This window comes from Pseudomonas sp. SW-3 (assembly GCF_016615645.1).
GTDB lineage: Bacteria > Pseudomonadota > Gammaproteobacteria > Pseudomonadales > Pseudomonadaceae > Aquipseudomonas > Aquipseudomonas mandelii.
In genome coordinates, this window is sequence record NZ_CP067098.1 from 716,693 (window position 1) to 738,726 (window position 22,034).

Annotated in this window: 18 protein-coding genes; 6 read left to right on the plus strand and 12 right to left on the minus strand. The window is 60.7% G+C overall.

The window, feature by feature from the left end:
* Positions 1–30: 30 nt before the first annotated feature.
* The 12 genes from purD to gcbA form a co-directional block, all read right to left on the minus strand.
* Entirely contained in the window at positions 31–1,326 is a 1,296-nt protein-coding gene (gene purD / locus JIO00_RS03065; RefSeq protein ID WP_077748970.1) for a phosphoribosylamine--glycine ligase, read from the minus strand.
* 185 nt (positions 1,327–1,511) lie between these two features.
* Positions 1,512–3,119 (minus strand): bifunctional phosphoribosylaminoimidazolecarboxamide formyltransferase/IMP cyclohydrolase, encoded by a 1,608-nt coding sequence (gene purH / locus JIO00_RS03070; RefSeq protein ID WP_145310646.1) that lies wholly within the window; start codon positions 3,117–3,119, stop codon positions 1,512–1,514.
* An 80-nt stretch (positions 3,120–3,199) separates the two neighbouring features.
* Positions 3,200–3,520: a DNA-binding transcriptional regulator Fis gene (gene fis, locus JIO00_RS03075; RefSeq protein WP_007907419.1), complete on the minus strand. Its 321-nt coding sequence runs from the start codon at positions 3,518–3,520 to the stop codon at positions 3,200–3,202.
* The gene (gene dusB / locus JIO00_RS03080) at positions 3,517–4,527 is read right to left on the minus strand and encodes a tRNA dihydrouridine synthase DusB (RefSeq protein WP_010463890.1); all 1,011 of its coding nucleotides are present in this window, start codon (positions 4,525–4,527) and stop codon (positions 3,517–3,519) included. Before dusB ends, fis begins: the two co-directional genes overlap by 4 nt.
* 185 nt (positions 4,528–4,712) lie before the next feature.
* Positions 4,713–5,930 carry a DUF3426 domain-containing protein gene (locus tag JIO00_RS03085; protein ID WP_102595313.1) on the minus strand — a complete coding sequence of 406 codons (1,218 nt, stop codon included), beginning with the start codon at positions 5,928–5,930 and terminating at the stop codon, positions 4,713–4,715.
* A gap of 30 nt (positions 5,931–5,960) precedes the next feature.
* Entirely contained in the window at positions 5,961–6,839 is an 879-nt protein-coding gene (gene prmA / locus JIO00_RS03090; protein ID WP_010463886.1) for a 50S ribosomal protein L11 methyltransferase, read from the minus strand.
* 270 nt (positions 6,840–7,109) lie between these two features.
* A complete protein-coding gene (gene accC / locus JIO00_RS03095) occupies positions 7,110–8,468 on the minus strand; it encodes an acetyl-CoA carboxylase biotin carboxylase subunit (RefSeq protein WP_010463885.1) in 1,359 nt (452 codons plus the stop codon).
* Positions 8,469–8,485: 17 nt separating this feature from the next.
* On the minus strand, positions 8,486–8,947 hold the full coding sequence (gene accB, locus JIO00_RS03100) for an acetyl-CoA carboxylase biotin carboxyl carrier protein (protein ID WP_010463882.1): 462 nt from the start codon (positions 8,945–8,947) through the stop codon (positions 8,486–8,488).
* A gap of 24 nt (positions 8,948–8,971) precedes the next feature.
* Positions 8,972–9,427 carry a type II 3-dehydroquinate dehydratase gene (gene aroQ / locus JIO00_RS03105; protein ID WP_010463880.1) on the minus strand — a complete coding sequence of 152 codons (456 nt, stop codon included), beginning with the start codon at positions 9,425–9,427 and terminating at the stop codon, positions 8,972–8,974.
* Positions 9,428–9,558: 131 nt separating this feature from the next.
* Positions 9,559–11,310, minus strand: a complete 1,752-nt coding sequence (locus JIO00_RS03110; protein WP_200667595.1) for a protein-disulfide reductase DsbD — start codon at positions 11,308–11,310, stop codon at positions 9,559–9,561.
* An 88-nt stretch (positions 11,311–11,398) separates the two neighbouring features.
* Positions 11,399–13,345, minus strand: a complete 1,947-nt coding sequence (locus tag JIO00_RS03115) for a methyl-accepting chemotaxis protein (protein ID WP_200667597.1) — start codon at positions 13,343–13,345, stop codon at positions 11,399–11,401.
* Between the two features lie 52 nt (positions 13,346–13,397).
* Positions 13,398–15,068 carry a diguanylate cyclase GcbA gene (gcbA, locus tag JIO00_RS03120; RefSeq protein ID WP_010463874.1) on the minus strand — a complete coding sequence of 557 codons (1,671 nt, stop codon included), beginning with the start codon at positions 15,066–15,068 and terminating at the stop codon, positions 13,398–13,400.
* Between the two features lie 288 nt (positions 15,069–15,356).
* Between gcbA and JIO00_RS03125 the strand changes: the two genes are divergently transcribed.
* The 6 genes from JIO00_RS03125 to JIO00_RS03150 all read left to right on the plus strand — a co-directional run bounded on the left by JIO00_RS03125 (position 15,357) and on the right by JIO00_RS03150 (position 22,018).
* Complete coding sequence (locus JIO00_RS03125) at positions 15,357–16,424, plus strand: DUF2333 family protein (protein WP_102595311.1); 1,068 nt, start codon at positions 15,357–15,359, stop codon at positions 16,422–16,424.
* 3 nt (positions 16,425–16,427) lie between these two features.
* Complete coding sequence (locus JIO00_RS03130; protein ID WP_010463869.1) at positions 16,428–16,985, plus strand: NUDIX hydrolase; 558 nt, start codon at positions 16,428–16,430, stop codon at positions 16,983–16,985.
* Positions 16,986–17,163: 178 nt separating this feature from the next.
* A complete protein-coding gene (locus tag JIO00_RS03135; protein ID WP_010463867.1) occupies positions 17,164–17,535 on the plus strand; it encodes a translation initiation factor Sui1 in 372 nt (123 codons plus the stop codon).
* A 223-nt stretch (positions 17,536–17,758) separates the two neighbouring features.
* The gene (gene speA, locus JIO00_RS03140) at positions 17,759–19,672 is read left to right on the plus strand and encodes an arginine decarboxylase (RefSeq protein ID WP_010463866.1); all 1,914 of its coding nucleotides are present in this window, start codon (positions 17,759–17,761) and stop codon (positions 19,670–19,672) included.
* A gap of 232 nt (positions 19,673–19,904) precedes the next feature.
* Positions 19,905–21,224, plus strand: a complete 1,320-nt coding sequence (locus tag JIO00_RS03145; RefSeq protein WP_154913244.1) for a type VI secretion system Vgr family protein — start codon at positions 19,905–19,907, stop codon at positions 21,222–21,224.
* Positions 21,221–22,018 carry a DUF4123 domain-containing protein gene (locus tag JIO00_RS03150; RefSeq protein WP_145310629.1) on the plus strand — a complete coding sequence of 266 codons (798 nt, stop codon included), beginning with the start codon at positions 21,221–21,223 and terminating at the stop codon, positions 22,016–22,018. The genes JIO00_RS03145 and JIO00_RS03150 overlap by 4 nt, the downstream gene beginning before the upstream one ends.
* Positions 22,019–22,034: the final 16 nt, after the last annotated feature.

Genomic DNA, 22,034 nt, shown 5'->3' on the forward strand with positions numbered 1-22,034 from the left:
CTGAAGCACAAGCCCTGCCGAACGGATCGCTTATTCCTGATTTTCGCCACGTTCGCGGGCAATGGCACGGTAACCAATGTCCTTGCGATAGAAACAGCCTTCCCAATCAATCTTTGCCGCCAGTTTGTAAGCCTGTTGCTGGGCAGCATCAACGCTGGCGCCCATGGCGGTAGCGCAAAGCACACGACCACCGGCGGTCACCACTTGACCGTCCTTGAGCGCAGTGCCGGCGTGGAAGACTTTGCCTTCCAGTGCGGCGGCTGCATCCAGGCCGTTGATGGCGACGCCTTTAGCGTAGTCGCCAGGATAGCCGCCAGCCGCCAGCACGATGCCGACGCTCGGACGTGGATCCCATTGCGCTTCGACCTTGTCCAGGGCTTGCGCCAGGGCCGCTTCGACCAGCAACACCAGGCTCGACTGCAAACGCAGCATCACCGGTTGGGTCTCAGGATCACCGAAACGGCAGTTGAACTCGATAACTTTTGGGTTACCAGCCTTGTCGATCATCAGGCCGGCATACAGGAAACCGGTGTAGACGTTACCTTCATCGGCCATGCCGCGCACGGTCGGCCAGATCACCAGGTCCATGACGCGCTTGTGGACTTCAGCGGTCACGACGGGGGCAGGGGAGTAGGCACCCATGCCGCCGGTGTTCGGGCCGGTGTCGCCGTCGCCGACGCGTTTGTGGTCCTGGCTGGTGGCCATCGGCAGTACGTTCTTGCCGTCGACCATGACGATGAAGCTGGCTTCTTCGCCGTCCAGGAATTCTTCGATCACAACGCGCGAGCCGGCCTCGCCGAATGCGTTGCCCGCGAGCATGTCGCGCACAGCATCTTCTGCTTCGGCCAGGGTCATGGCAACGATCACGCCTTTACCGGCGGCCAGGCCATCGGCCTTGATCACAATCGGCGCACCTTTTTCACGCAGATAGGCCAGGGCCGGCTCGATCTCGGTGAAGTTCTGGTAATCGGCGGTCGGGATCTTGTGGCGAGCCAGGAAATCCTTGGTAAAGGCTTTCGAACCTTCCAGCTGGGCCGCACCGGCCGTCGGGCCGAAGCAATCCAGGCCACGGGAGCGGAACAGGTCGACGACGCCAGCGACCAGCGGCACTTCCGGGCCAACGATGGTGAGGGAAACGTTTTTCTCCGCGAAATCTGCAAGCTGCTCGAGGGCGAGCACGTCGATAGCGACGTTCTCGCACTTGGCTTCAATGGCGGTGCCGGCGTTGCCCGGGGCAACGAATACTTTCTGCACACGCGGATCCTGAGCCACTTTCCAGGCCAGGGCGTGTTCACGGCCACCGCTGCCAATGATCAAAACATTCATTTCAAAAACCTCGGATGACGCTAATTCTGTGGGGGCAGCCTGAGCTGCCTGGCTAACGGTACGCGGCATCCGCCACCACCGAACCTGTAGGAGCGAGGCTTGCCCGCGAAGGGATCGCCTCGGTCTTGTTGATACACCGTGGCGAGCCCTTCGCGGGCAAGCCTCGCTCCTACAAGAGCGAAAAATCAGTGACGGAAGTGGCGCATGCCGGTGAAGACCATGGCGATGCCAGCTTCATCAGCAGCGGCAATCACTTCCGCATCACGCATCGAGCCACCCGGCTGGATCACCGCGGTGATACCGACCTTGGCCGCGTTGTCCAGGCCGTCGCGGAACGGGAAGAACGCATCGGAGGCCATCACCGAGCCCGCCACCTGCAAACCGGCATGTTCAGCCTTGATCGCGGCGATACGGGCGGAGTTCACGCGGCTCATCTGGCCAGCGCCGACGCCGATGGTCTGACGGTTCTTGGCGTAGACAATGGCGTTGGATTTAACGTATTTGGCGACTTTCCAGGCGAAGATCAGGTCGTTGATTTCCTGCTCGGTCGGGGCACGCTTGGTCACGACTTTCAGGTCGTCGGCGCTGATCATGCCGATGTCGCGGCTCTGTACCAGCAAACCGCCGTTGACGCGTTTGTAGTCCCAGGCAGCGGCGCGATCAGCCGACCACTCGCCGCAGGCCAGCAGGCGCACATTGGCTTTGGCCGCCACGATGGCGCGGGCTTCTTCGCTGACGCTAGGGGCGATGATCACTTCGACGAACTGACGCTCGACGATGGCCTTGGCGGTTTCAGCATCCAGCTCGCGGTTGAAGGCGATGATGCCGCCGAACGCCGACTCGGTGTCGGTGGCGTAAGCCAGTTCGTAAGCCTGACGGATACCGCCTTCTGCGTCCGGGCTGACCGCAACGCCGCACGGGTTGGCGTGCTTGACGATCACGCAAGCCGGCTTGACGAAGCTCTTCACGCATTCCAGCGCGGCGTCGGTGTCGGCCACGTTGTTGTACGACAGCTCTTTGCCCTGCAGTTGGGTCGCGGTGGCGATACCGACTTCGGCAGGCTTGGCTTCCACGTAGAACGCCGCGCTCTGGTGCGGGTTCTCGCCGTAGCGCATTTCCTGAGCCTTGACGAACTGGCTGTTGAACGTGCGCGGGAACTCGCTGCGACCGGAGGTCGAGAGGGTGTCAGCGGCCTGGTTCACGGTGCCCATGTAGTTGGCGATCATGCCGTCGTAGGCCGCGGTGTGTTCGAAGGCCTTGAGCATCAGGTCGAAACGCTGAGCATAGGTCAGGCCGCCAGCCTTGAGGCCTTCAAGGACGCTGGCGTAGTCGCTGGCATTGACCACGATGGCCACGTCTTTATGGTTTTTTGCCGCCGAGCGGACCATGGTCGGGCCGCCGATGTCGATATTTTCGATGGCGGTCGGCAGGTCGCAGCCTGGCTTGTTGATGGTGGCCTCGAACGGGTACAGGTTGACCGCGACCAGGTCGATCGGCTTGATGCCGTGCTCGTTCATGATGGCGTCGTCGATACCGCGACGACCGAGGATCCCGCCGTGGATTTTCGGGTGCAGGGTTTTCACCCGACCGTCCATCATTTCTGCGAAACCGGTGTAGTCCGCGACTTCCACTGCGGCAACACCGTTGTCGCGCAGCAGCTTGAACGTTCCGCCGGTGGAGAGAATCTCGACGCCCAGGGCTTCAAGCTCTTTGGCGAATTCGAGGATCCCGGTCTTGTCGGAAACGCTGATCAAGGCGCGGCGGATCGGCAGGCGGGTAGTCTGGTCGGTCATTTCAATTTCCATCAAAAGCAAAGGAGTCAGCAAAAAGGCGACCGTTTTTACGCGGGCGCCTTTCTGGTTTGATTGAATGCTTACAGCAAATCGTACTGCTTGAGTTTCTTGCGCAGCGTGCCTCGGTTCAACCCGAGCAGCTCGCTGGCCTTGGTCTGGTTGCCCTTGACGTAGTTCATCACGCACTCGAGCAGGGGCGCCTCGACTTCGGAGAGCACCAGGTTGTACACATCCGTGACGGCAGCGCCCTCAAGGTGGGCGAAATAATTGTGCAGCGCCTTCTCGACACTCCCGCGAAGGGTCTGACCTTCTTCGCTCGGCGTATTGAGGTGCTGTTTCAAATTCACGTTGTCGCTCACGGGTGTTGTTCCACTCACTAAAGTCTCGGTCATCATCGTCATGCGGCCACCCCTTCTCCGTCCCCTGTCAGGCTCTTGTAACGTTCGGCGAAGAAGCCCTGAACGTTGGCGCATTGTGCTTCCGTATCTTCCAAACGATTGAAGTGGGCGCGAAACTCCCTGGCGCCCGGCAAGGTTGCGAGATACCAGCCCACATGCTTTCGAGCGATACGGACGCCCATCACGTCTCCATAGAAGACGTGCAGTGCAGCCAGATGCTCTAGCAGAATGCGTTCCACCTCGATCAATTCCAGTGCCGGGAGTTTTTCGCCAGTACGCAGGAAATGATCGATCTCACGAAAAATCCACGGCCGCCCCTGGGCGGCCCGGCCTACCAGCAGGCCATCGGCACCGGTCGCATCGAGCACGTACCGGGCCTTCTCGGGTGAATCGATGTCGCCGTTGGCAAAGACCGGCATCGACACCGCCTGCTTGATCGCGGCAATGGTGTCGTACTCGGCTTCACCGGTGTACAGGTCGGCACGGGTGCGGCCATGAACCGCCAACGCCGTAATGCCCGCTTGCTCGGCGATCTTCGCCACCGTCAGACCGTTCTTGTTGTCCCGGTCCCAGCCGGTGCGGATCTTCAAGGTGACCGGCACATCAACCGCAGCCACGACGGCTTGCAGGATCTCGGTCACCAATGCTTCATCCTTCAACAGCGCGGAACCGGCGGCCTTGTTGCAGACCTTCTTCGCCGGACAGCCCATGTTGATGTCAATAATCTGTGCGCCCAGTTCGACGTTGGCCCGGGCCGCATCCGCCAGCATCTGTGCATCACCCCCGGCGATCTGGACCGAGCGGGGCTCGGGATCACCTTCGTGGATCATGCGCATCCGCGATTTGCGGGTGTTCCACAAGCTCATGTCGCTGGTGACCATTTCCGAGACTACAAGCCCTGCGCCCAGTCGCTTGCACAGCTGACGAAAGGGCTGGTCGGTGACGCCCGCCATGGGGGCGAGGATCAAGCCGTTGTGCAATGTATATGGACCGATGCGTACCGCCGACATAGGACTTCCCTGTTGTGGGGCCGGATCATGAGAGTTCGAAAAAGGGTTGGCATGATACCCGCTCTCGATGACTGGATAAAGGCTGAATTGAACAAAATCTGAACAGTAATTCTGTTATCGCCAGCGGTTTGGTATGAGCGGTCAAAGTCAGAAATATGCCGTCAATGCCGTAACACTGAAGCGTTTCACTCGGGCGAATGAAAGCTCAGGCTGTAATTCACCGCTTTGGAGCCTGGATCAAGGATATCCAGTGCGATGTGGATCGGCGTTTGCGGCGGCATCTCTGCCAGGCCTTCGAGGTCGCCGTTGAGGTACTCGCCGGGTTTGAAGCGCCGGCTGGCGATCAGGTGGCCGTTAAGGTCGGCGAAGCGCAGTTCCAGCAGCGGGAAGGGCTGGGAGAAGGGCGCGCGGTTGTAAATGATCGCATCGACCACCAGTGCACCGTTGAAGTCGGGGTGACTGCGGACCACCAGGTTGCTGCTTTTGATTTTCGCGATATCAACTTTCGATGGCACCGTGCAGCCGACTTGCGGGCACAGTTGCTGGAACCATGGACGGTATTGATCCTGGCGCGCCAGTTCGTCGAAGTGGTAAGCGATGTATTGGCCGGCGAGAGCACCGGCACCGATCAGGACCAGCAGCAGCCAGAAAAGCCGTCGGCCCCAGGGGGAGCGACGTTTTTGCCAATCCAGTTGCAGCGGATCGTCGGTCAGGTCCTGCAGGGCGTCGGCACGTTCGGTCGACTCGCTGCGTTCGTGTCGCTTGCGCAGAGGGGCGATCGGGGGCAGGTCGTCGTCAGGTGCATCGGTTGCCGACAGGCGATCATGGTGCAGGGGCGTGTCGAGCGGATCATTCAGGCGCAGTTGCGGCACCTGGGGTTCGTCGTCCAGATCAACCGGTTCCAGCGAGAATGACGGTTCGGTGCGCGAGTGCTTGCTCGGTACTGGCTGCGTTTCCCGTGGTTCGGCTTCGACCGCCTGGGCACGATCGGCCGCCGATTCGCTGAAGAGGCTGTCGGACCAGGGTTCATCGTCGTGCTCGACAGAGTCGCGGCGAGCACTGAGACCGTTTTCGCGGTGCTGGCCGAATTCCGTGGTGGGCTGGATTTCCCGCTGTTCGAGCCGGGCGAGTTCTTCGTCCAGGTCCAGGCTGTCCAGATCCATTTCGGCGGCGGACCATTGCTTTTGGCTGATGGCGCGCTGTACCGGCGGTTCGACAATGGCCGGGGCTACCGGTTGGACAGTTTCCTTGGCGCCCCGTTGCTCAAGCAGCTGCTTGGCGGCGTTGAACACCTGCAAGCACGAGCCGCAACGAACCACTCCACGGGCCACGCTCAATTGAGCATGGCTGACGCGGAAGCTGGTTTGGCAATGCGGGCACTGGGTGACGAAGCTGTCGGTCATGCGGCGATCCGGTTTATGCAGGCGTTCATTCTAGCGCCGACGGCCAGTGATGCGCACCCAGCCATCGCGATTGGCGATCGGGTCCAGATCGAAGTCTTGAGCGTAGGCTTTGGCGACTTCTTCGCCTTGCTCGGCGAGGATGCCCGACAACGCCAGACGACCGCCAGGCTTGACCAGGCTGGACAATTGCGGCGCCAGGGACACCAGCGGTCCGGCCAGAATGTTGGCCACCAGCACATCGGCTTGAACCTGTGGCAGATCTTCCGGCAGGTACAGCGGGAAGAGCGCGTCGGCAATATTGTTGCGCCCGGCGTTGTCGCGGGAAGCTTCCAGCGCCTGCACGTCGATGTCGGTGCCGACGGCTTCCTTGGCGCCCAGCAGCAGGGCGGCAATCGCCAAAATCCCCGAGCCGCAACCGAAGTCGAGGACGTGGCAGTCCTTGAGGTCCTGACCATCGAGCCATTCCAGGCACAGTGCAGTGGTCGGGTGGGTGCCGGTGCCGAACGCCAGGCCCGGGTCGAGCAGAATGTTCACAGCGTCGGGTTCAGGGGCAGCGTGCCAGCTTGGGACGATCCACAGGCGTTGACCGAAGCGCATTGGCTGGAAGTCGTCCATCCAGCTGCGTTCCCAGTCCTGGTCTTCGATGACTTCGCTGTGATGCTCGGGCAGCGGGCTGCCGGTCAGCAACTCAAGATGAGCCAGCACACTGGCCGCTTCAGTGCCGCCTTCGAACAGGGCCAGCAGATGAGTGTGCGACCATAACGGCGTGGTGTTGAGTTCAGGTTCGAAGATCGGCTGATCTTCGGCGTCCATGAACGTCACCGACACGGCGCCCACTTCAAGGAAAGCGTCTTCGTAGGTTTCGGCTTGTTCTGGGCTGATGGCGAGACGGACTTGCAGCCAAGGCATGGCGGGCACCTTTGAAAAATATTGATTGCAGCCTAGCGGGCTGCGAGAAGCGCGCAAGTTTACGCGAGCGCGCGGCAGAAGACGACAAGGCCGACACTGGTATGCAGTTTGTAGGAGCGAGGCTTGCCCGCGAAGCGCGATGACGCGGTGATGCGGTGAGTCTGCAATACCTCGGCGTATGGTTTGCGGGCAAACCTCGCTCCTGCAGGAGTTGTAACCTCCAGAAACAACAAAGCCGCCCGAAGGCGGCTTTGTTGGACGGGCTAAAGCTTAATGCTTGTCGCCAGCCAGCTTGTGTTCCAGGTAGTGGATGTTGATACCACCTTTGCAGAAGCCTTCATCGCGGACCAGGTCGCGGTGCAGCGGGATGTTGGTCTTGATCCCGTCGACAACGATTTCGTCCAGCGCATTGCGCATGCGCGCCAATGCTTCGTCACGGGTTGCGCCGTAGGTGATCAGCTTGCCGATCAACGAATCGTAGTTCGGCGGAACGGCATAACCGCTGTACAGGTGCGAATCGACGCGAACGCCGTTGCCGCCTGGAGCGTGGAAATGCTTGACCGTGCCTGGGCTCGGCATGAAGGTTTTCGGGTCTTCGGCGTTGATCCGGCATTCCAGGGCATGGCCGCGGATAACCACGTCTTCCTGGGTGTACGACAGCTTGTTGCCAGCGGCGATGCTGAGCATCTCCTTGACGATGTCGATGCCAGTGACCATTTCCGAAACCGGGTGCTCAACCTGAACGCGGGTGTTCATTTCGATGAAATAGAACGCGCCGTTCTCGTACAGGAACTCGAAAGTACCCGCGCCACGGTAGTTGATGTCGATGCAAGCCTTGACGCAGCGTGCGAGGACTTCAGCCCGTGCCTTCTCATCGATGCCCGGTGCCGGCGCTTCTTCGAGAACCTTCTGGTGACGACGTTGCAGCGAGCAATCGCGGTCGCCCAGATGGATGGCGTGACCCTGGCCGTCGGAAAGCACCTGGACTTCCACGTGACGTGGGTTAGTCAGGAATTTTTCCAGATAGACCATCGGGTTACCGAACGCCGCGCCTGCTTCGGTGCGGGTCAGTTTGGCGAAGGAGATCAGGTCTTCTTCTTTATGCACAACGCGCATGCCGCGACCACCACCGCCGCCAGCGGCTTTGATGATCACCGGGTAACCGACTTCGCGACCGATGCGCAAAGCGGTTTCTTCGTCTTCAGGCAACGGGCCGTCGGACCCCGGAACGGTTGGAACGCCAGCAGCGATCATGGCGTGCTTGGCCGATACCTTGTCGCCCATCAGGCGAATGGTGTCGGCTTTCGGGCCAATGAACGCGAAGCCGGAGTTCTCGACCTGTTCAGCGAAATCAGCGTTTTCCGCAAGGAAACCGTAGCCTGGGTGAATGGCGGTGGCGCCGGTCACTTCGGCCGCGGCGATGATGGCCGGAATGTGCAGGTAAGAGTGGGCGGCCGAGGCCGGACCGATGCAGACGGATTCGTCTGCCAGGCCCAGGTGCATCAGCTCTTTGTCGGCCTTGGAGTAAACGGCGACAGTCTTGATGCCCATCTCTTTGCAGGCACGCAGGATCCGCAGGGCAATCTCACCGCGGTTGGCGATCAGAACTTTTTCCAACTTCGCAGTCATCAAAGTTTCTCCGCGTTTCAAACGATGGTGAACAGCGGTTGGTCGTACTCAACCGGCTGGCCGTCTTCGACGAGGATGGATTCGATCACACCGCTGGTTTCAGCTTCGATGTGGTTCATCATCTTCATGGCTTCGACGATGCACAGAGTGTCGCCTTTCTTCACGGTCTGGCCGACTTCAACGAAGGACGGCGAGCTTGGCGAAGATTTGCGATAGAAGGTGCCGACCATCGGCGAACGGGCAACGGTGCCGTTCAGCACTGGCGCGACGGGAGCCGCAGGCGCTGCAGCGGCAACCGGAGCAGCAGCCACTGGCGCAGGCGCCTGTGCATGCATCGGAGCCGGTGCGTAGAACTGCTGAGCCGGGGTCTTGCTATGACGGCTGATGCGTACGGACTCTTCGCCTTCCTTGATCTCGAGCTCGTCGATGCCGGACTCTTCCAGCAGTTCGATCAGTTTCTTAACTTTACGGATATCCATGAATCATCAACTCCCAAGGGTCGGTCAGGGGCGTATAGCTTGTTGTTCAAGCTGTTCCAGGGCGGCCTCCAGGGCCAGTCGATAACCGCTGGCGCCAAGGCCGCAGATCACTCCCACCGCTACGTCGGAGAAGTAAGAGTGATGGCGGAAAGGTTCGCGTTTGTGCACGTTAGACAAATGCACTTCGATGAATGGGATGCTCACCGCCAGCAGCGCGTCACGTAATGCGACACTTGTGTGCGTAAAAGCTGCTGGGTTGATCAGAATGAAGTCCACACCTTCGCCTTTTGCGGCGTGGATGCGGTCAATCAATTCGTACTCGGCGTTGCTTTGCAGGTACAGCAGATGATGGCCGGCTTCACGGGCACGGCGTTCCAGGTCCTGGTTGATCTGCGCCAGTGTCGTAGCGCCATAGGTGCCCGGTTCGCGGGTGCCGAGCAAGTTCAGGTTGGGTCCGTGCAGAACCAATAGCGTCGCCATCTGCTGTTCCTTGTTATCTGTGTGCAGTTGTCAGAACCCGGCGACTATGCCGCAAAGCCTTTGTGACTGTCCAGTTCTATGCAAAAGCCAGCACGATGGCCGATGTTTGCGCGAAATATGTGACCGGCCTGTTAAATCCGGTCATTTGCTTTCGCAACACGTTCGGCGAAGTCTGTCGCGCTGATCTCGCCGATCACTCGCACATCGGCGCGTTCGACACCGTCCTTGCCGAAAAACATCAGGGCCGGAGGGCCGAACAGTTTGTAGCGATCGAGCAGGGCACGTTGTTCGGCGTTGCTGGCAGTGATATCGAAACGCACGAGGCGATAGCCTTTCAGGCGTTCGATGACGGTGGCGTCGTTGAGCACTTCGCGTTCGATGACTTTGCAGCTGATGCACCAGTCGGCGTACCAGTCGAGCAGCAGCGGAGTGTTGGTGGATTTGGCCTCGGCGAGGACGCGATCCAGGTCTGCCGGAGTGCTGATGGTTTGCCAGGCGCTGGTGTTTTGCGGCTGTTCGGTGCCGGCAATGATGCGCGGTTGGCCAATCGGGTTGAACGGATCGGTCTGCCCGCTGAACGCCCCGAACCAACAGGCCAGGGCGTAAAACAGCAGAAACATCCCGAGCAGTTGGCCGAGGCGTTTTCGTGGCGGTTTGTAGACGAATTCCAGCGCGCCCATGAACAAACCGACGCCACCGGCCAGCAAACCGATCAGCAGCAAGGTGATTTGCCCCGGCAATACGCGACTGACCAGCCCGATTGCCAATCCCAGCAACAACACGCCAATCGCATTTTTTACATAGACCAGCCACGGCCCGCTTTTCGGCAGCCAGGCTGCGCCGCCGGTGGCCACGAGTAACAACGGCGCCCCCATGCCGAGGCCGAGCATGAACAGTTTCAAGCCTCCCCCCAGTGCATCGCCGCTGGCGCTGATATAAAGCAATGCACCGGCCAGCGGCGCCGACACGCAGGGCGACACCAGCAGGCTGGACACCACGCCCAGGACCGCGGCGCCCCATAACGAACCGCCTTCGGTACGCCCGGCGATCCGGTCCAGGCGACTGCTGATGGCATGTGGCAGCTTGAGTTCGAACACGCCAAACATCGCGAGGGCAAATACCGCAAAAAACATCGCGAACGGCACCAGCACCCACGCCGATTGCAGACGCGCCTGAAGGTTGAGCTGGGCGCCGAACATTCCCATCAACGCACCCAGCAGGGCGAAGCAGGCGGCCATGGGCAGTACATACGCGAGCGACAGATTGAAACCGCGCAACCCACCGATCTGGCCGCGCAACACCACGCCGGAGAGGATCGGCAGCATCGGCAGTACGCAAGGGGTGAAGGTCAGGCCCAGACCCGCAAGGAAGAACAAGGCGAGCTCGCGCCAGCTCCAGCTCTGGGCCGTGGCGGGCGTCGTTGCGCCAATGCCATCAATGTTCAGTCGTTCGGTTTCGGGCGGATAACACAGGCCTTTGTCGGCGCAGCCCTGATAGGTCACGGCCAGCGTGAAGGCGCGGGGATCGGTGCGCGGCACTTCGACGTCGAGCACGCCGTGATAGACCTCGACGTCGCCAAAGTACTCATCGTGCTTTTGTTCGCCCTTGGGCAATTGCGCCGCGCCAAGGCCAACTTCGGCCGGTTCGGCGCGAAACTGAAAGCGGTGCCGATAGAGGTAGTAACCCTCGGTGGCGACAAAACGCAGCTTGATCGATTGCGGCGTGCTGTCGACCAGGCTCAGCTGAAATGCCTCGCGCACCGGCAGGAAGTCGGCACTGTTGTTGATCGAGCCCAGGGTGGAACTGGGTCGACTCTCCAGCAACCCGGCGGCGTTTGCCGGCAGGGCGAGCACTAAAAGCAGCAGGCAGAGCAAACGGCGCATGACAATCTCGCGTATCGGAATTGGGGGCATGATAGCGGACAGTCGCGCGGATTGCCCCGCCCCTGTAGGAGCGAGGCATGGCGGTCTATCAGACGCGGAAGGCTTGAACGGCGGTATGCAAGCGTGCGCCCAATACCAGCAGGTTCTCCCCTTGCACGCGCCCCTCGCCAATGCGCAACAAATTATCCCCACCCAATTGGTGAATTCGCTCACTGTGATCACGGATCTCACTGACCGCACCACTCTGCTGCGCAGTGACATCGGCAATGCGCACGGCGGTGTCGGAAATGGTCTGGATCGCCCCGACGATTTTATCCAATGCACCGTCGGCAGCCTGAGCCTGATTGGCCGTGGCTTCGGCGTGTTCGACCTGGGCGCGCATGCCTTCCACCGATTGCCGCGCGGCGGTTTGCAGGCCGGCGATCAAGGTCTGGATCTCTGCGGTGGCCCCGGCCGTGCGTTGCGCCAACGAGCGAACCTCTTCCGCCACCACCGCAAACCCACGACCCATTTCCCCGGCGCGGGCGGCTTCGATGGCGGCGTTCAGGGCCAGCAGGTTGGTCTGGTCGGCAATTGAGCGGATGACCGTCAGCACGCCGCCGATGGTCGCCGATTCTTCTGCCAGGTGTTCGATCATCTGCGCATTGCCTTGCACTTCACCCACCAGCGCATGCAGGCCGGTGAGGCTCAGACCAATAACTTTCTGGCCATGCTCGACCGCGATTCCGGCATGACGACTGGCGTCGGCGGCCTGGCTGGCATCGCCAGCAACTTGTTGGATCGTTGCTTCCAGTTCGCCGAGAGAATCGCGGATCAGCGCGGTGTCGCCGGCCTGATGTTCGGCACCGCTGTGCAAGTCGTTGCTCAACTCGGCCAAAGTGCGGCTACTGCCGGCGACCTGCTCGGCATTGAGACGAATAGTCCCGACCAGGTCCGCCAGGTACGCGCGCAAGCGGTTGAGCGAGGCTTCAATGTCATGCAGTTCGCGATTGGTCTTGCCTAATTGAATTTCCTGGCTGAAGTCGCCTTCGGCCCAGGTCGACAGGGCGGGGGCGAGGTTGGTCAGTGTCCGGGCCAGCTTGCGTTGCAAGGTGTCGATCAACAAGGCGATCAGCAGAATCAGGCCGATCATCACGCCTTGCATCAAGCGTACTTCGCCCTGGATCTGCCCGTGCTGGGCGCGGACCACCGGCTCCAGTCCGGCAATGGCCTGCTGTACGTCGGCGATCTTCAGGTGCGTCGCGGTACTGAGGTCGGTGCGTTTCTGGATTTGCTCGCGAGTGCGTGCCAGTTCAGCGGGGTAACGCGTCAGCAAGCTATTGAGTTCCCGTTTGAGGGCGACACCGGCATCTTCGGCGACGGTTTTTTCGGTGTTCTCCAGCCCCATCATCGCGGCGAAATCATCGGTGCCGGATTCGCTGCTGGCGGCCACCCCGAGCAGCGGCAAGGCGCCTATCAGCTCGGCCTGCGCACGAATGCTGGCGACTTCGCGTTCGACATCGGCGGCCAGTTCACTGCGACCGCTGCTGACCAGTTTGTCCCGCGCCAGCGACAGTTTGCCCAGGTGCTGGGACGCGGCGAGCAAGGGCGCGAGGTACGCTGCGTTCCCGCTGGCGTATTGGCTGAGCTGATCGAGGCTGGCGCCGAGTTCACGTTCAGCTTGCAGCAGCAAGGCTTGAGGGTCCCCGGCAAGTTTGCCGGCAGCCAGAAGGTCGGTCTTGCTGAATTCACTGAGGTTCGACAGGCTCGGACGCAAGGTGTCGGCCAAGGCTGGCGGTAATTCACCGAGTTCCTTCTGCAGGCTGTCGATGGCCTGGCTGGCGCTGCTCAGGCGCAGGGCATCGCCGCTGGCGAGATAATCCTCGACGTTGCGCGCCACTTCATTTTGAAATTGCTGGGACAAACCGAGGTAACGCTCCATCAGCAGATAGGGGCGTTCGAGGGCTTTTTGCGACCACCAGAGCGTCGCGCCAAGGGCCACGCACACGGCGACTAAAAGGAGGGTGTTGAGATTGGTCAGCAGCTTCAGGCGCATCGCGGGTCTACCAACGGCAGAATGGTAAGCGCCTGAAGTTATTGCGTTTCTGTTACAGGGTTATGACCGAATGGGTCCATTCCGATGAAAAAGTGGCACTTTGCTTTGACGTCCGCGCAGCCTGCACGCGGTTACGTCCACCGTCCTTGGCGCGGTACAGCGCTTCGTCCGCCTGGCTGGCCATCATCAGGCTGTCGGAGTGGTCGCACAGCTCCACCACTCCGGCGCTGAACGTGCACCACAAATCCTGGGGCTGGGCCGGGTAGTGGATTTCGGCAAACCGCTGACGGATTTCATCGAGCACTCTGTGGGCCGCTTCGAGATCGGTGTCCGGCATGACGATGGCGAATTCCTCGCCACCGTAGCGGCCGATGAAGTCTGTTTTGCGCAACCGCTGCTTGAGAAACAGCGCCAGGCTCTTGATGACCCGGTCGCCCATGGGGTGGCCGTGGCTGTCGTTGACCCGTTTGAAGTGGTCGATGTCGAGCATCGCAAAACTCAACGGCTTGCTCTCGCGGCGGGCGCGGAAGCTGCAGTCTTCGAGCAATTGCAGGATGTGGGTGTGGTTGTACAAACCGGTCAGGCTGTCGCGCACCATCCGTGCTTTCAGATTGCGTGCCCGCGCCGCGCGGTTGCGCACAGTGGTGATCAGGTGCCGCGGCTTGATCGGTTTGGTCAGGAAGTCGTCGCCGCCTTCGCTCATGGCGTCGAGTTGCTTGTCCAGATCATCTTCGGCGGACAGGTAAATGATCGGTACGCTCACGTAGCGGTCGTTGTGCCGGATCACCTTGGCCAGTTCCGTGCCGGTGCAGGTCGGCATGTACATGTCGAGGATGATCAGGTCCGGCTGAAAGTCCGCCAGTTCGGCCATGGCCTGAATCGGGTCGATCAGGGTGCGCGTGACGATTCCGGCGCTGTTCAGCAGGCGCTCGGTGTGCAAGGCCTGAGCGCGGGAGTCGTCGATGATCAGCACTTTATAAGGTTCGTACTGGGCGACGCAGGTCAGGACTTCGATCTTCTCCAGCAGGCTTGAGGCTTCGAGGGTGCCGGTGAGAAATTCCTGGCCACCGGCGCGCACGGCGGCGAGGCGGGTCGGGGTGTCTGTTTCGAGCAAGCTGAAGAACAACAGCGGTAGAGGCTCATCCAGTCCGACCTGGGCTTCGGCGGCCAGTTTCAGGCCGATGCCGGCGCCACTGAAGTCCACGTCCATGACGATGGCGGCGGGCAGGCGCTCGATCATAGAGGAGCGAAACGCCGCGACGCTGTCCAGGGATTGGGCGCTGAGCCCGAAAAATTCCAGCTGTTTGGCCAGGCGCTCGGCGCGGTCGTGATCCTGCAACATCACGTAGATCGGCTTGCGCAGCGGTGGCAGAAAGGTTTGTTCGAGCTGATCGCCGTGGCGCAGGCCGGTGCGCGACAGGCGCTGCATCAAGCGATTGAGGTCGGTGATCAGGCCACTGCTCAGGCGTCCGCGATTGGCGTCGACAGCCTCCAGCGACTGGCCGATGTGACGCGCCAGCTGCGTGTGTTCCGGTTGTTCGAAACGTTCGGCAAAGCGCAGCAGGCGCAGGTTGGCCTCGCTCAGTTCCGACAAATCGGTGTTGGACCACTCGCTGCGTTGCAGGCGCTGCCATATCTCAAGAATCTGACGTGCCTGATGAATTACCCGCTGGGCAAAGTGGTGCTTGAGGCGCTCACGGCTGGGGTCTTCTGGCTCGGTCATATCCTGACTACTAGTTAGGGTGCATGCTGAGATCGACTGGTGGCTCTATGCTAGCACCTCTTTTCAATCCCATGAGCATCGTGTGTCAATAATCTGCAAAGCGGCCTTATTCAGTTTCTGACTGGATGGTCGCATAGGCTCGCGGCTGTGCTTCATTTATAGTGGCCCCTGATCGCGGTCATTGTAAGTCCCGCCATTTCCCGCAGGATTTAATGCGCGGCAAACGAGGCACGATGGCGTAGGGTTGTGGTCGAACCGATGAACTCAAGTGATTGAAAGGATATCGCCATGCTGGACTGGAAGAATCGCGCGGGCAGCGCGCCTGAACGTGCCGCTGAACCGAAGTCGGCCACCCGCAGTTACGTCGGCGGCCTGTTGTTCAGCCGGGCGCTGGCGACGCTGATTGGCCTTTACCTGCTGGTGACGATCGGGCTGGGTTGGTATTGGAGCCAGGAGCCGGCACTGTTCCCGGTTCAACAGAATGCGCAAGTGGCGGCCGAGAAAGAAGGCAAGCAAATGGTGGTCGGGTACACCACGGTGGAAACCCTCAAGACCGTCGCTGGTACATTGCTGAGCAAGCCAGGTGGCTATATTTCCAACGACCGTTTCCCGCCGGGTCTGTGGATGGACAATACGCCGAGCTGGGAATATGGCGTGCTGGTCCAGGTTCGCGACCTGAGTCGTGCAATGCGTAAGGACTTCGCCCGTTCCCAGTCGCAGTCCACCGAAGACGCTGACCTGGCCAAGGCCGAGCCGCGTTTCAACTTCGACAACAAGAGCTGGGTGCTGCCCTCCAGTGAGTCCGAATACCAGGAAGGCATCAATTCCCTGAGCCGTTACCAGACACGCCTATCCGATCCGAGTCAGAAAAGTGCGCTGTTCTATGCCCGCGCCGACAACCTGAACAACTGGCTGGGCGATGTCGGCACCCGTCTGGGTTCGCTGTCGCAACGGCTGTCGGCCAGCGTGGGCCGAGTCAAGCTCAACACCGCGCTGAAAACCGAAGTCTTGGCGCCGGGTCAGGTGCCACAGGTCGATGAAGAAATCGTCGAGACCCCGTGGATGCAGATCGATAACGTGTTCTATGAAGCCCGCGGCCAGGCTTGGGCGCTGTCCCATTTGCTGCGCGCCATCGAAGTCGATTTCGCCGATGTGCTGGCCAAGAAGAACGCCACGGTCAGCGTGCGTCAGATCATTCGTGAGCTGGAAGCCTCGCAAGAGCCGGTCTGGAGCCCGATGATCCTCAACGGCAGCGGCTTCGGTGTGCTGGCCAACCATTCGCTGGTCATGGCCAACTACATCTCCCGTGCCAACGCGGCAGTGATCGATCTGCGTCAATTGCTCAATCAGGGCTGAGTCATGGTCGATAACGCCAAAGAGGCTGCCCATCGCGCGGCCTCGGATGCCGAACACATCGCCTGGGTCGACGAACAGGACAACCTGCTCGGCGCCCTGGTCCGTTCTGACCTGCGCGAGCGGGGGCTGATCGGGCGTGGCACCTACATCATGCTGTTCAACTCGGTCGGTGAACTGTGCGTTCACCGTCGAACCCTGAGCAAAGCCATTTACCCCGGTTACTGGGATGTGGCGGCCGGCGGCATGGTGCTCGCCACCGAGACGTACGTCGAATCGGCTGCCCGTGAGCTGGAAGAAGAGTTGGGCGTGAGCGGTGTGGAGTTGACCGCCCATGATCACTTCTTCTTCGAGGACACCGGCAATCGTCTCTGGTGTTCGGCGTTTTCGGCGGTGTGGGACGGCCCGTTGATCCTGCAACCGGAAGAAGTGCTGGAAGCGCGTTTCATCCCCATCGAGCAGGTCATGCTGGAAATCCAGCAAAAGCCTTATTGCCCGGACTCCCTGGCCGCGTTGAAGCGTTATCTGTGCGCCCTTGGGAAGGGCGTCGCAAAAGAGCAGTAAATTGGCGCCGATTGGCTCTTAGCAAGTCGGCTTTTTGCCGTTACACTGCGCGACCTTTTCAAACTGAGCCAGCGTTGTCTGGCCCAGTAGCGCTGCCCCTGCCTGAGTGGGGCTTCGCGGTCGATGGCAGCTTCCCAAGTTGCCGCGACCAGTCTTTGTCCTCCCAAGAGGATTGCCGGTGGCCAAAAAAGCCGCATCCTTCGCCGCCCTTGGTGGCCTGGTATTTTCCACCGACGCAGGTCGTCATTGCCCGGATTGCAGTAAACCGGTGGACGCCTGCATCTGCAAACAGACCGTTATCCCGGCTGGCGACGGCATCGCTCGCGTGCGTCGCGAAAGCAAGGGGCGTGGCGGCAAGACGGTGACCACCATCACCGGCGTGCCGTTGGCGGAAGAAGCGCTCAAGGACCTGGCCACCACGTTGAAGAAACGCTGTGGCACCGGGGGTGCGTTGAAAGACGGAATCATCGAAATCCAGGGCGATCATGTCGAGCTACTCTTGGCTGAACTGATCAAGCTGGGTTTCAAAGCGAAGAAGTCCGGCGGCTAGCAGCCTCTGTGAAAACCACCCTCGGCTTGATCCAGTCCTGATTCAACTCTGGCCTGGCGTCGTCTACATGGTTTTCACAGAGCCTGTTCTGACCGGTTTCTAAACTCAGCGCTGAATGTGAGGTCTATGGCCCTTGCATGCAGGCTAATCGTCATTTTCATTCTTTAGACTGCGCCGGCCTGAACCCAGGCGACGCTCTATGACTTCTTTATAGGGGACTTCAATGTCCGTACGACGCACACGCAAAGACGATGGCAGCCAATGGACAGTTGCGGACAGCCGCAGTGTTTACGGGATTCGCCATTGGGGGGCCGGGTATTTCGCGATCAATGACGCCGGTCGCGTCGAAGTTCGTCCGAACGGTCCGACCAGTTCGCCTATCGACCTCTTCGAGCAAGTCGACCAGCTGCGCAAAAGCGGCCTGTCCTTGCCGCTGCTGGTGCGTTTCCCTGACATTCTGCAAGACCGCGTGCGTCAGCTGACCGGCGCGTTCGACGCCAACATCGAGCGCCTGGAATACCAGAGCAAGTACACCGCGCTGTACCCGATCAAGGTGAACCAGCAGGAAGCGGTGATCGAAAACATCATCGCCACCCAGGATGTGTCCATCGGCCTGGAAGCCGGCTCCAAGCCTGAGCTGCTGGCCGTATTGGCCCTGGCGCCAAAGGGCGGCACCATCGTTTGCAACGGTTACAAGGACCGCGAGTTCATCCGACTGGCGCTGATGGGCCAGAAGCTGGGCCACAACGTGTTCATCGTGATCGAGAAAGAATCCGAAGTTGGCCTGGTGATCGAAGAAGCCGCCTCGCTGAAGGTCAAGCCTCAAGTCGGCCTGCGCGTGCGTCTGTCGTCCCTGGCCTCAAGCAAGTGGGCGGACACCGGCGGTGAGAAGTCCAAGTTCGGTCTGTCGGCGGCGCAGCTGTTGTCGGTGGTCGAGCGTTTCCGCGCGGCTGGCCTGGATCAAGGCATTCGCCTGTTGCACTTCCACATGGGTTCGCAGATCGCCAACCTGGCGGACTACCAGCACGGCTTCAAGGAAGCGATTCGTTACTACGGCGAACTGCGTAACCTCGGCTTGCCGGTTGACCACATCGACGTCGGTGGCGGTTTGGGCGTCGACTACGACGGCACGCACTCGCGCAACGCCAGTTCGATCAACTACGACATGGACGATTACGCCGGTGTCGTGGTCGGGATGCTCAAGGAGTTCTGCGATGCGCAGAGCCTGCCGCACCCGAACATCTTCTCCGAAAGCGGCCGCTCGCTGACCGCTCACCACGCCATGCTGGTGGTGCAAGTGACCGACGTCGAGAAGCACAACGACGACGTGCCGAAGATCGACAACAAGGAAGAGCTGCCGGAGACCGTGCAGTGGCTGGTTGACCTGTTGGGCCCGACCGACATCGAGATGGTCACCGAAACCTACTGGCGCGCCACGCACTACATGAGCGATGTGGCCACCCAGTATGCCGATGGCAAGCTGACCCTGGCCGAGAAAGCCCTGGCCGAGCAATGCTACTTCGCCGTGTGCCGTCGCCTGCACAACTCGTTGAAGGCGCGTCAGCGTTCGCACCGTCAGGTGCTCGACGAACTCAACGACAAGCTGGCCGACAAGTACATCTGCAACTTCTCGGTCTTCCAGAGCCTGCCGGACACCTGGGCCATCGGCCAAGTCCTGCCGATCCTGCCGCTGCACCGTCTCGACGAAGAGCCGCTGCGCCGCGCCGTGCTGCAGGATCTGACCTGCGACTCCGACGGCAAGATCAAGCAATACGTCGACGAGCAGAGCATCGAAACCAGTCTGCCAGTCCACGGTTTGAACGAAGGCGAGGACTACCTGCTGGGTATTTTCCTGGTCGGCGCCTACCAGGAAATTCTCGGCGACATGCACAACCTGTTCGGTGACACCGACTCGGTGAACATCTACCAGAACGCCGACGGTAGCGTGTACCACGCGGGTATCGAAACCCACGACACCATCGAAGACATGCTGCGTTACGTGCACTTGTCGCCGGAAGAACTGATGACCCACTACCGCGACAAGTGCGCAAGTGCGCGCATCACTGCCGCCGAGCGCACCCAGTTCCTCGACGCTCTGCGCCTCGGCCTGACCCGTTCGTCTTACCTGTCTTCTTGAGGTAAGGCACTGGTCTCATCAGGTTGTCGGAAAATGTTCCGCGCGCTGCGGAAATTTCAGATGACCTGGTGGGACGCCTCCCTGATTTCAAACGAAATGACTCACACCCTCGCTATCCAAGCGACGTGGTCCTCTTTTCGCGTAGGTCATTTCCTAAGTTGTACTTCGGCTCTCTACTCGGCCAACTCTCTCGGAGAGAATCCCCGGCCGCCCCTCCTGTAGAGAATCGCCGATGTTCGATCCAGTCAACGAGCCGTCATTTCGTCTGGATGTAGAGGGTCTGCCCGACCCCGTTGAGGTCTTGGCCTTTACCGGCAGTGAAGCGATCAGCGAACCCTTTGTGTTTGACGTGGATCTGCTGATCGAAGACCCGACACTGGACCTGGCAAGCCTGCTGTACCGTCCAGCCTTTTTGCATTTCGGGCCGCCGGGGACCGGTTTTCACGGGCAGTTGCATGAGCTCGTCCAGACGGGTCATGGTGCTGCGCCCAGGCTTTGCCGTGTGCGCCTGAAGCCGAAACTGGCTTGCCTGGCCCAGCGTTTCAGCCAGCGCATCTTCAGCAACCGTTCAGTGCCCGAAATCCTCGCCCAGGTGCTCAAGGAGCATGGCATTACCGGTAAGAATCGGCGCTTTGACTTGAGCGGCGATTACCCTCCGCGTGATTTCTGCACGCAGTACCGGGAATCGGATCTGCAGTTTCTCCAGCGCCTGTGTGCCCAGGAACGGCTCCATTACCACTTCGAGCATCACCCGCGCGGGCACTGTCTGGTAGTTGGTGATAAGCAGGGGCCCTTTCAGCAGGGCGCCGAGATGGTTTTTGCACCCGACCCCGAACAGCCTGGGGTGCGCCGCTTCAAGGTTCACGGCAACACGCAGGCGGGCGAAGGTCAGACGAATTTGACCACGTTGCGCAGCGGCCAGCGGGTTCTGCTGTCCGGCCATCCGTGTACGGACTGGAACCGTCGCTGGCTGCTGATCCAGGTCGAGCATCAGGGTGGGCAGACACCGGGGTTTGCCTACGGCAACAAGATCCACGTTGCCGGGGCGGTACCGCTTGCGGCGCCTCATTCGGTCATGAACCCCAGGATGCACAGCCTGCAGCGGGCGTGGGTGGTCGATGTCGATGAGCCGCAACCCGATTCAACCAGGCCCGTTGCCGTGCAATTTGATTGGGTCTATCAGGGCGAAGGCGCTGCGCCCAGCCACTGTTGGCTGCCATTGGCGCCGGAGTTGGGCGGCGCGCATGCCAAGCCGTTGAGAGAAGGCGCGCAGGTACTGGTGAGCTTTATCGAAGGCGATCCGGATCAACCGTTAATCACCGGGTATCTTCCCGGCCCCTCTTTCACCCACGCGTCAGGCTTGTCCGAACCTCCACCCACCACGACAACAGATGCCGACACTGCCAGCGTCGGATTGCTGCGTTTGTTGCAATCCAGCGAACCGATCGTGCTGCTGTGTCTGTTGCCTGGCGGGGGTAGTTTCAGCCATTGCGCGCAAGCCTTTTGCACCTGCCGGGCCGCGACAAGGCTTGGCCAGAGCGGTGCGGCATGATCGTCGCTCAGGCGCCGGACTCAACCGCACAATGGCTGTTGCTCGACGTACCGGGGCAGCCCCGCGCCGGCGCGAGGCTGATCCAGCAGTTTGCGCAGGCCCGACGGTTCTGGCTGTTCGATAGCACCGAGTTGCAGCCGTTACGCGAGCACGGTCCGGTGTTGGTCGACCTCAAGGGATGCCCGGCGCTGGCCGAGCTGTGCCTGCGCGAACCGCACCTCTGGAGCGGTTTGTTATTGGTCAGTGAGGCTTCGCCGTCGCAGTTGCTCGAGCATTTGCGTCGCATGCTGACCGTCACTTTTGGCCTGCATCACCGTGCTTTGTTGAGTTACTACAACCCCCACACCGCCAGTTACTTTTTTGATGCTTGCGATGCCCTGGAATTGAGTCGCTGGCTGGGGCCGATCAGTCAGTTGCGCTGGTTCGGCGGAACCTGGGCCGACCGGGCAATCGGCAGTCAGGGTTGGCAGCAGTTGTTCAATCCCGGGCTTGCCGTCAGCCCGTTGGCCATCGAAGAAAACCTGACGCCCCGGCAGCGTGACACCTTGCAAACCTGCCTGCTTGAACAGCACGTCTGGCATTGGAGCCGGTCCACCGGGACCGACTACAACAGTCTGTGGGCCCTCGTGCAGGAAGGGCTGGCGCTGGGTTTCAGCGAACGCCCGGTGCTCGATGGCTGGTTATGGCTACGCTTGCAGTATCCCGACGCTTCACCCGTGCAGCCGCTACCGGGTATCACTCAGCAGGAACGTCTCGATAGCTTGCGCAATCTATGGCAGAACGATCAACCCTGAACACGAGGTTCGACAT

What these genes read in the sequence shown, in the direction of transcription:
- JIO00_RS03115 (WP_200667597.1), bottom strand. Translation starts at nt 13,345, where the DNA reads ATGCGCCTGAAGCTGCTGACCAATCTCAACACCCTCCTTTTAGTCGCC.
- speA (WP_010463866.1), top strand. Translation starts at nt 17,759, where the DNA reads ATGTCCGTACGACGCACACGCAAAGACGATGGCAGCCAATGGACAGTT.
- JIO00_RS03085 (WP_102595313.1), bottom strand. Translation starts at nt 5,930, where the DNA reads ATGACCGACAGCTTCGTCACCCAGTGCCCGCATTGCCAAACCAGCTTC.
- purD (WP_077748970.1), bottom strand. Translation starts at nt 1,326, where the DNA reads ATGAATGTTTTGATCATTGGCAGCGGTGGCCGTGAACACGCCCTGGCC.
- JIO00_RS03145 (WP_154913244.1), top strand. Translation starts at nt 19,905, where the DNA reads ATGTTCGATCCAGTCAACGAGCCGTCATTTCGTCTGGATGTAGAGGGT.
- prmA (WP_010463886.1), bottom strand. Translation starts at nt 6,839, where the DNA reads ATGCCTTGGCTGCAAGTCCGTCTCGCCATCAGCCCAGAACAAGCCGAA.
- purH (WP_145310646.1), bottom strand. Translation starts at nt 3,119, where the DNA reads ATGACCGACCAGACTACCCGCCTGCCGATCCGCCGCGCCTTGATCAGC.
- gcbA (WP_010463874.1), bottom strand. Translation starts at nt 15,068, where the DNA reads ATGACCGAGCCAGAAGACCCCAGCCGTGAGCGCCTCAAGCACCACTTT.
- fis (WP_007907419.1), bottom strand. Translation starts at nt 3,520, where the DNA reads ATGACGATGATGACCGAGACTTTAGTGAGTGGAACAACACCCGTGAGC.
- dusB (WP_010463890.1), bottom strand. Translation starts at nt 4,527, where the DNA reads ATGTCGGCGGTACGCATCGGTCCATATACATTGCACAACGGCTTGATC.
- JIO00_RS03130 (WP_010463869.1), top strand. Translation starts at nt 16,428, where the DNA reads ATGGTCGATAACGCCAAAGAGGCTGCCCATCGCGCGGCCTCGGATGCC.
- JIO00_RS03125 (WP_102595311.1), top strand. Translation starts at nt 15,357, where the DNA reads ATGCTGGACTGGAAGAATCGCGCGGGCAGCGCGCCTGAACGTGCCGCT.
- JIO00_RS03150 (WP_145310629.1), top strand. Translation starts at nt 21,221, where the DNA reads ATGATCGTCGCTCAGGCGCCGGACTCAACCGCACAATGGCTGTTGCTC.
- aroQ (WP_010463880.1), bottom strand. Translation starts at nt 9,427, where the DNA reads ATGGCGACGCTATTGGTTCTGCACGGACCCAACCTGAACTTGCTCGGC.
- accB (WP_010463882.1), bottom strand. Translation starts at nt 8,947, where the DNA reads ATGGATATCCGTAAAGTTAAGAAACTGATCGAACTGCTGGAAGAGTCC.
- JIO00_RS03110 (WP_200667595.1), bottom strand. Translation starts at nt 11,310, where the DNA reads ATGCGCCGTTTGCTCTGCCTGCTGCTTTTAGTGCTCGCCCTGCCGGCA.
- accC (WP_010463885.1), bottom strand. Translation starts at nt 8,468, where the DNA reads ATGACTGCGAAGTTGGAAAAAGTTCTGATCGCCAACCGCGGTGAGATT.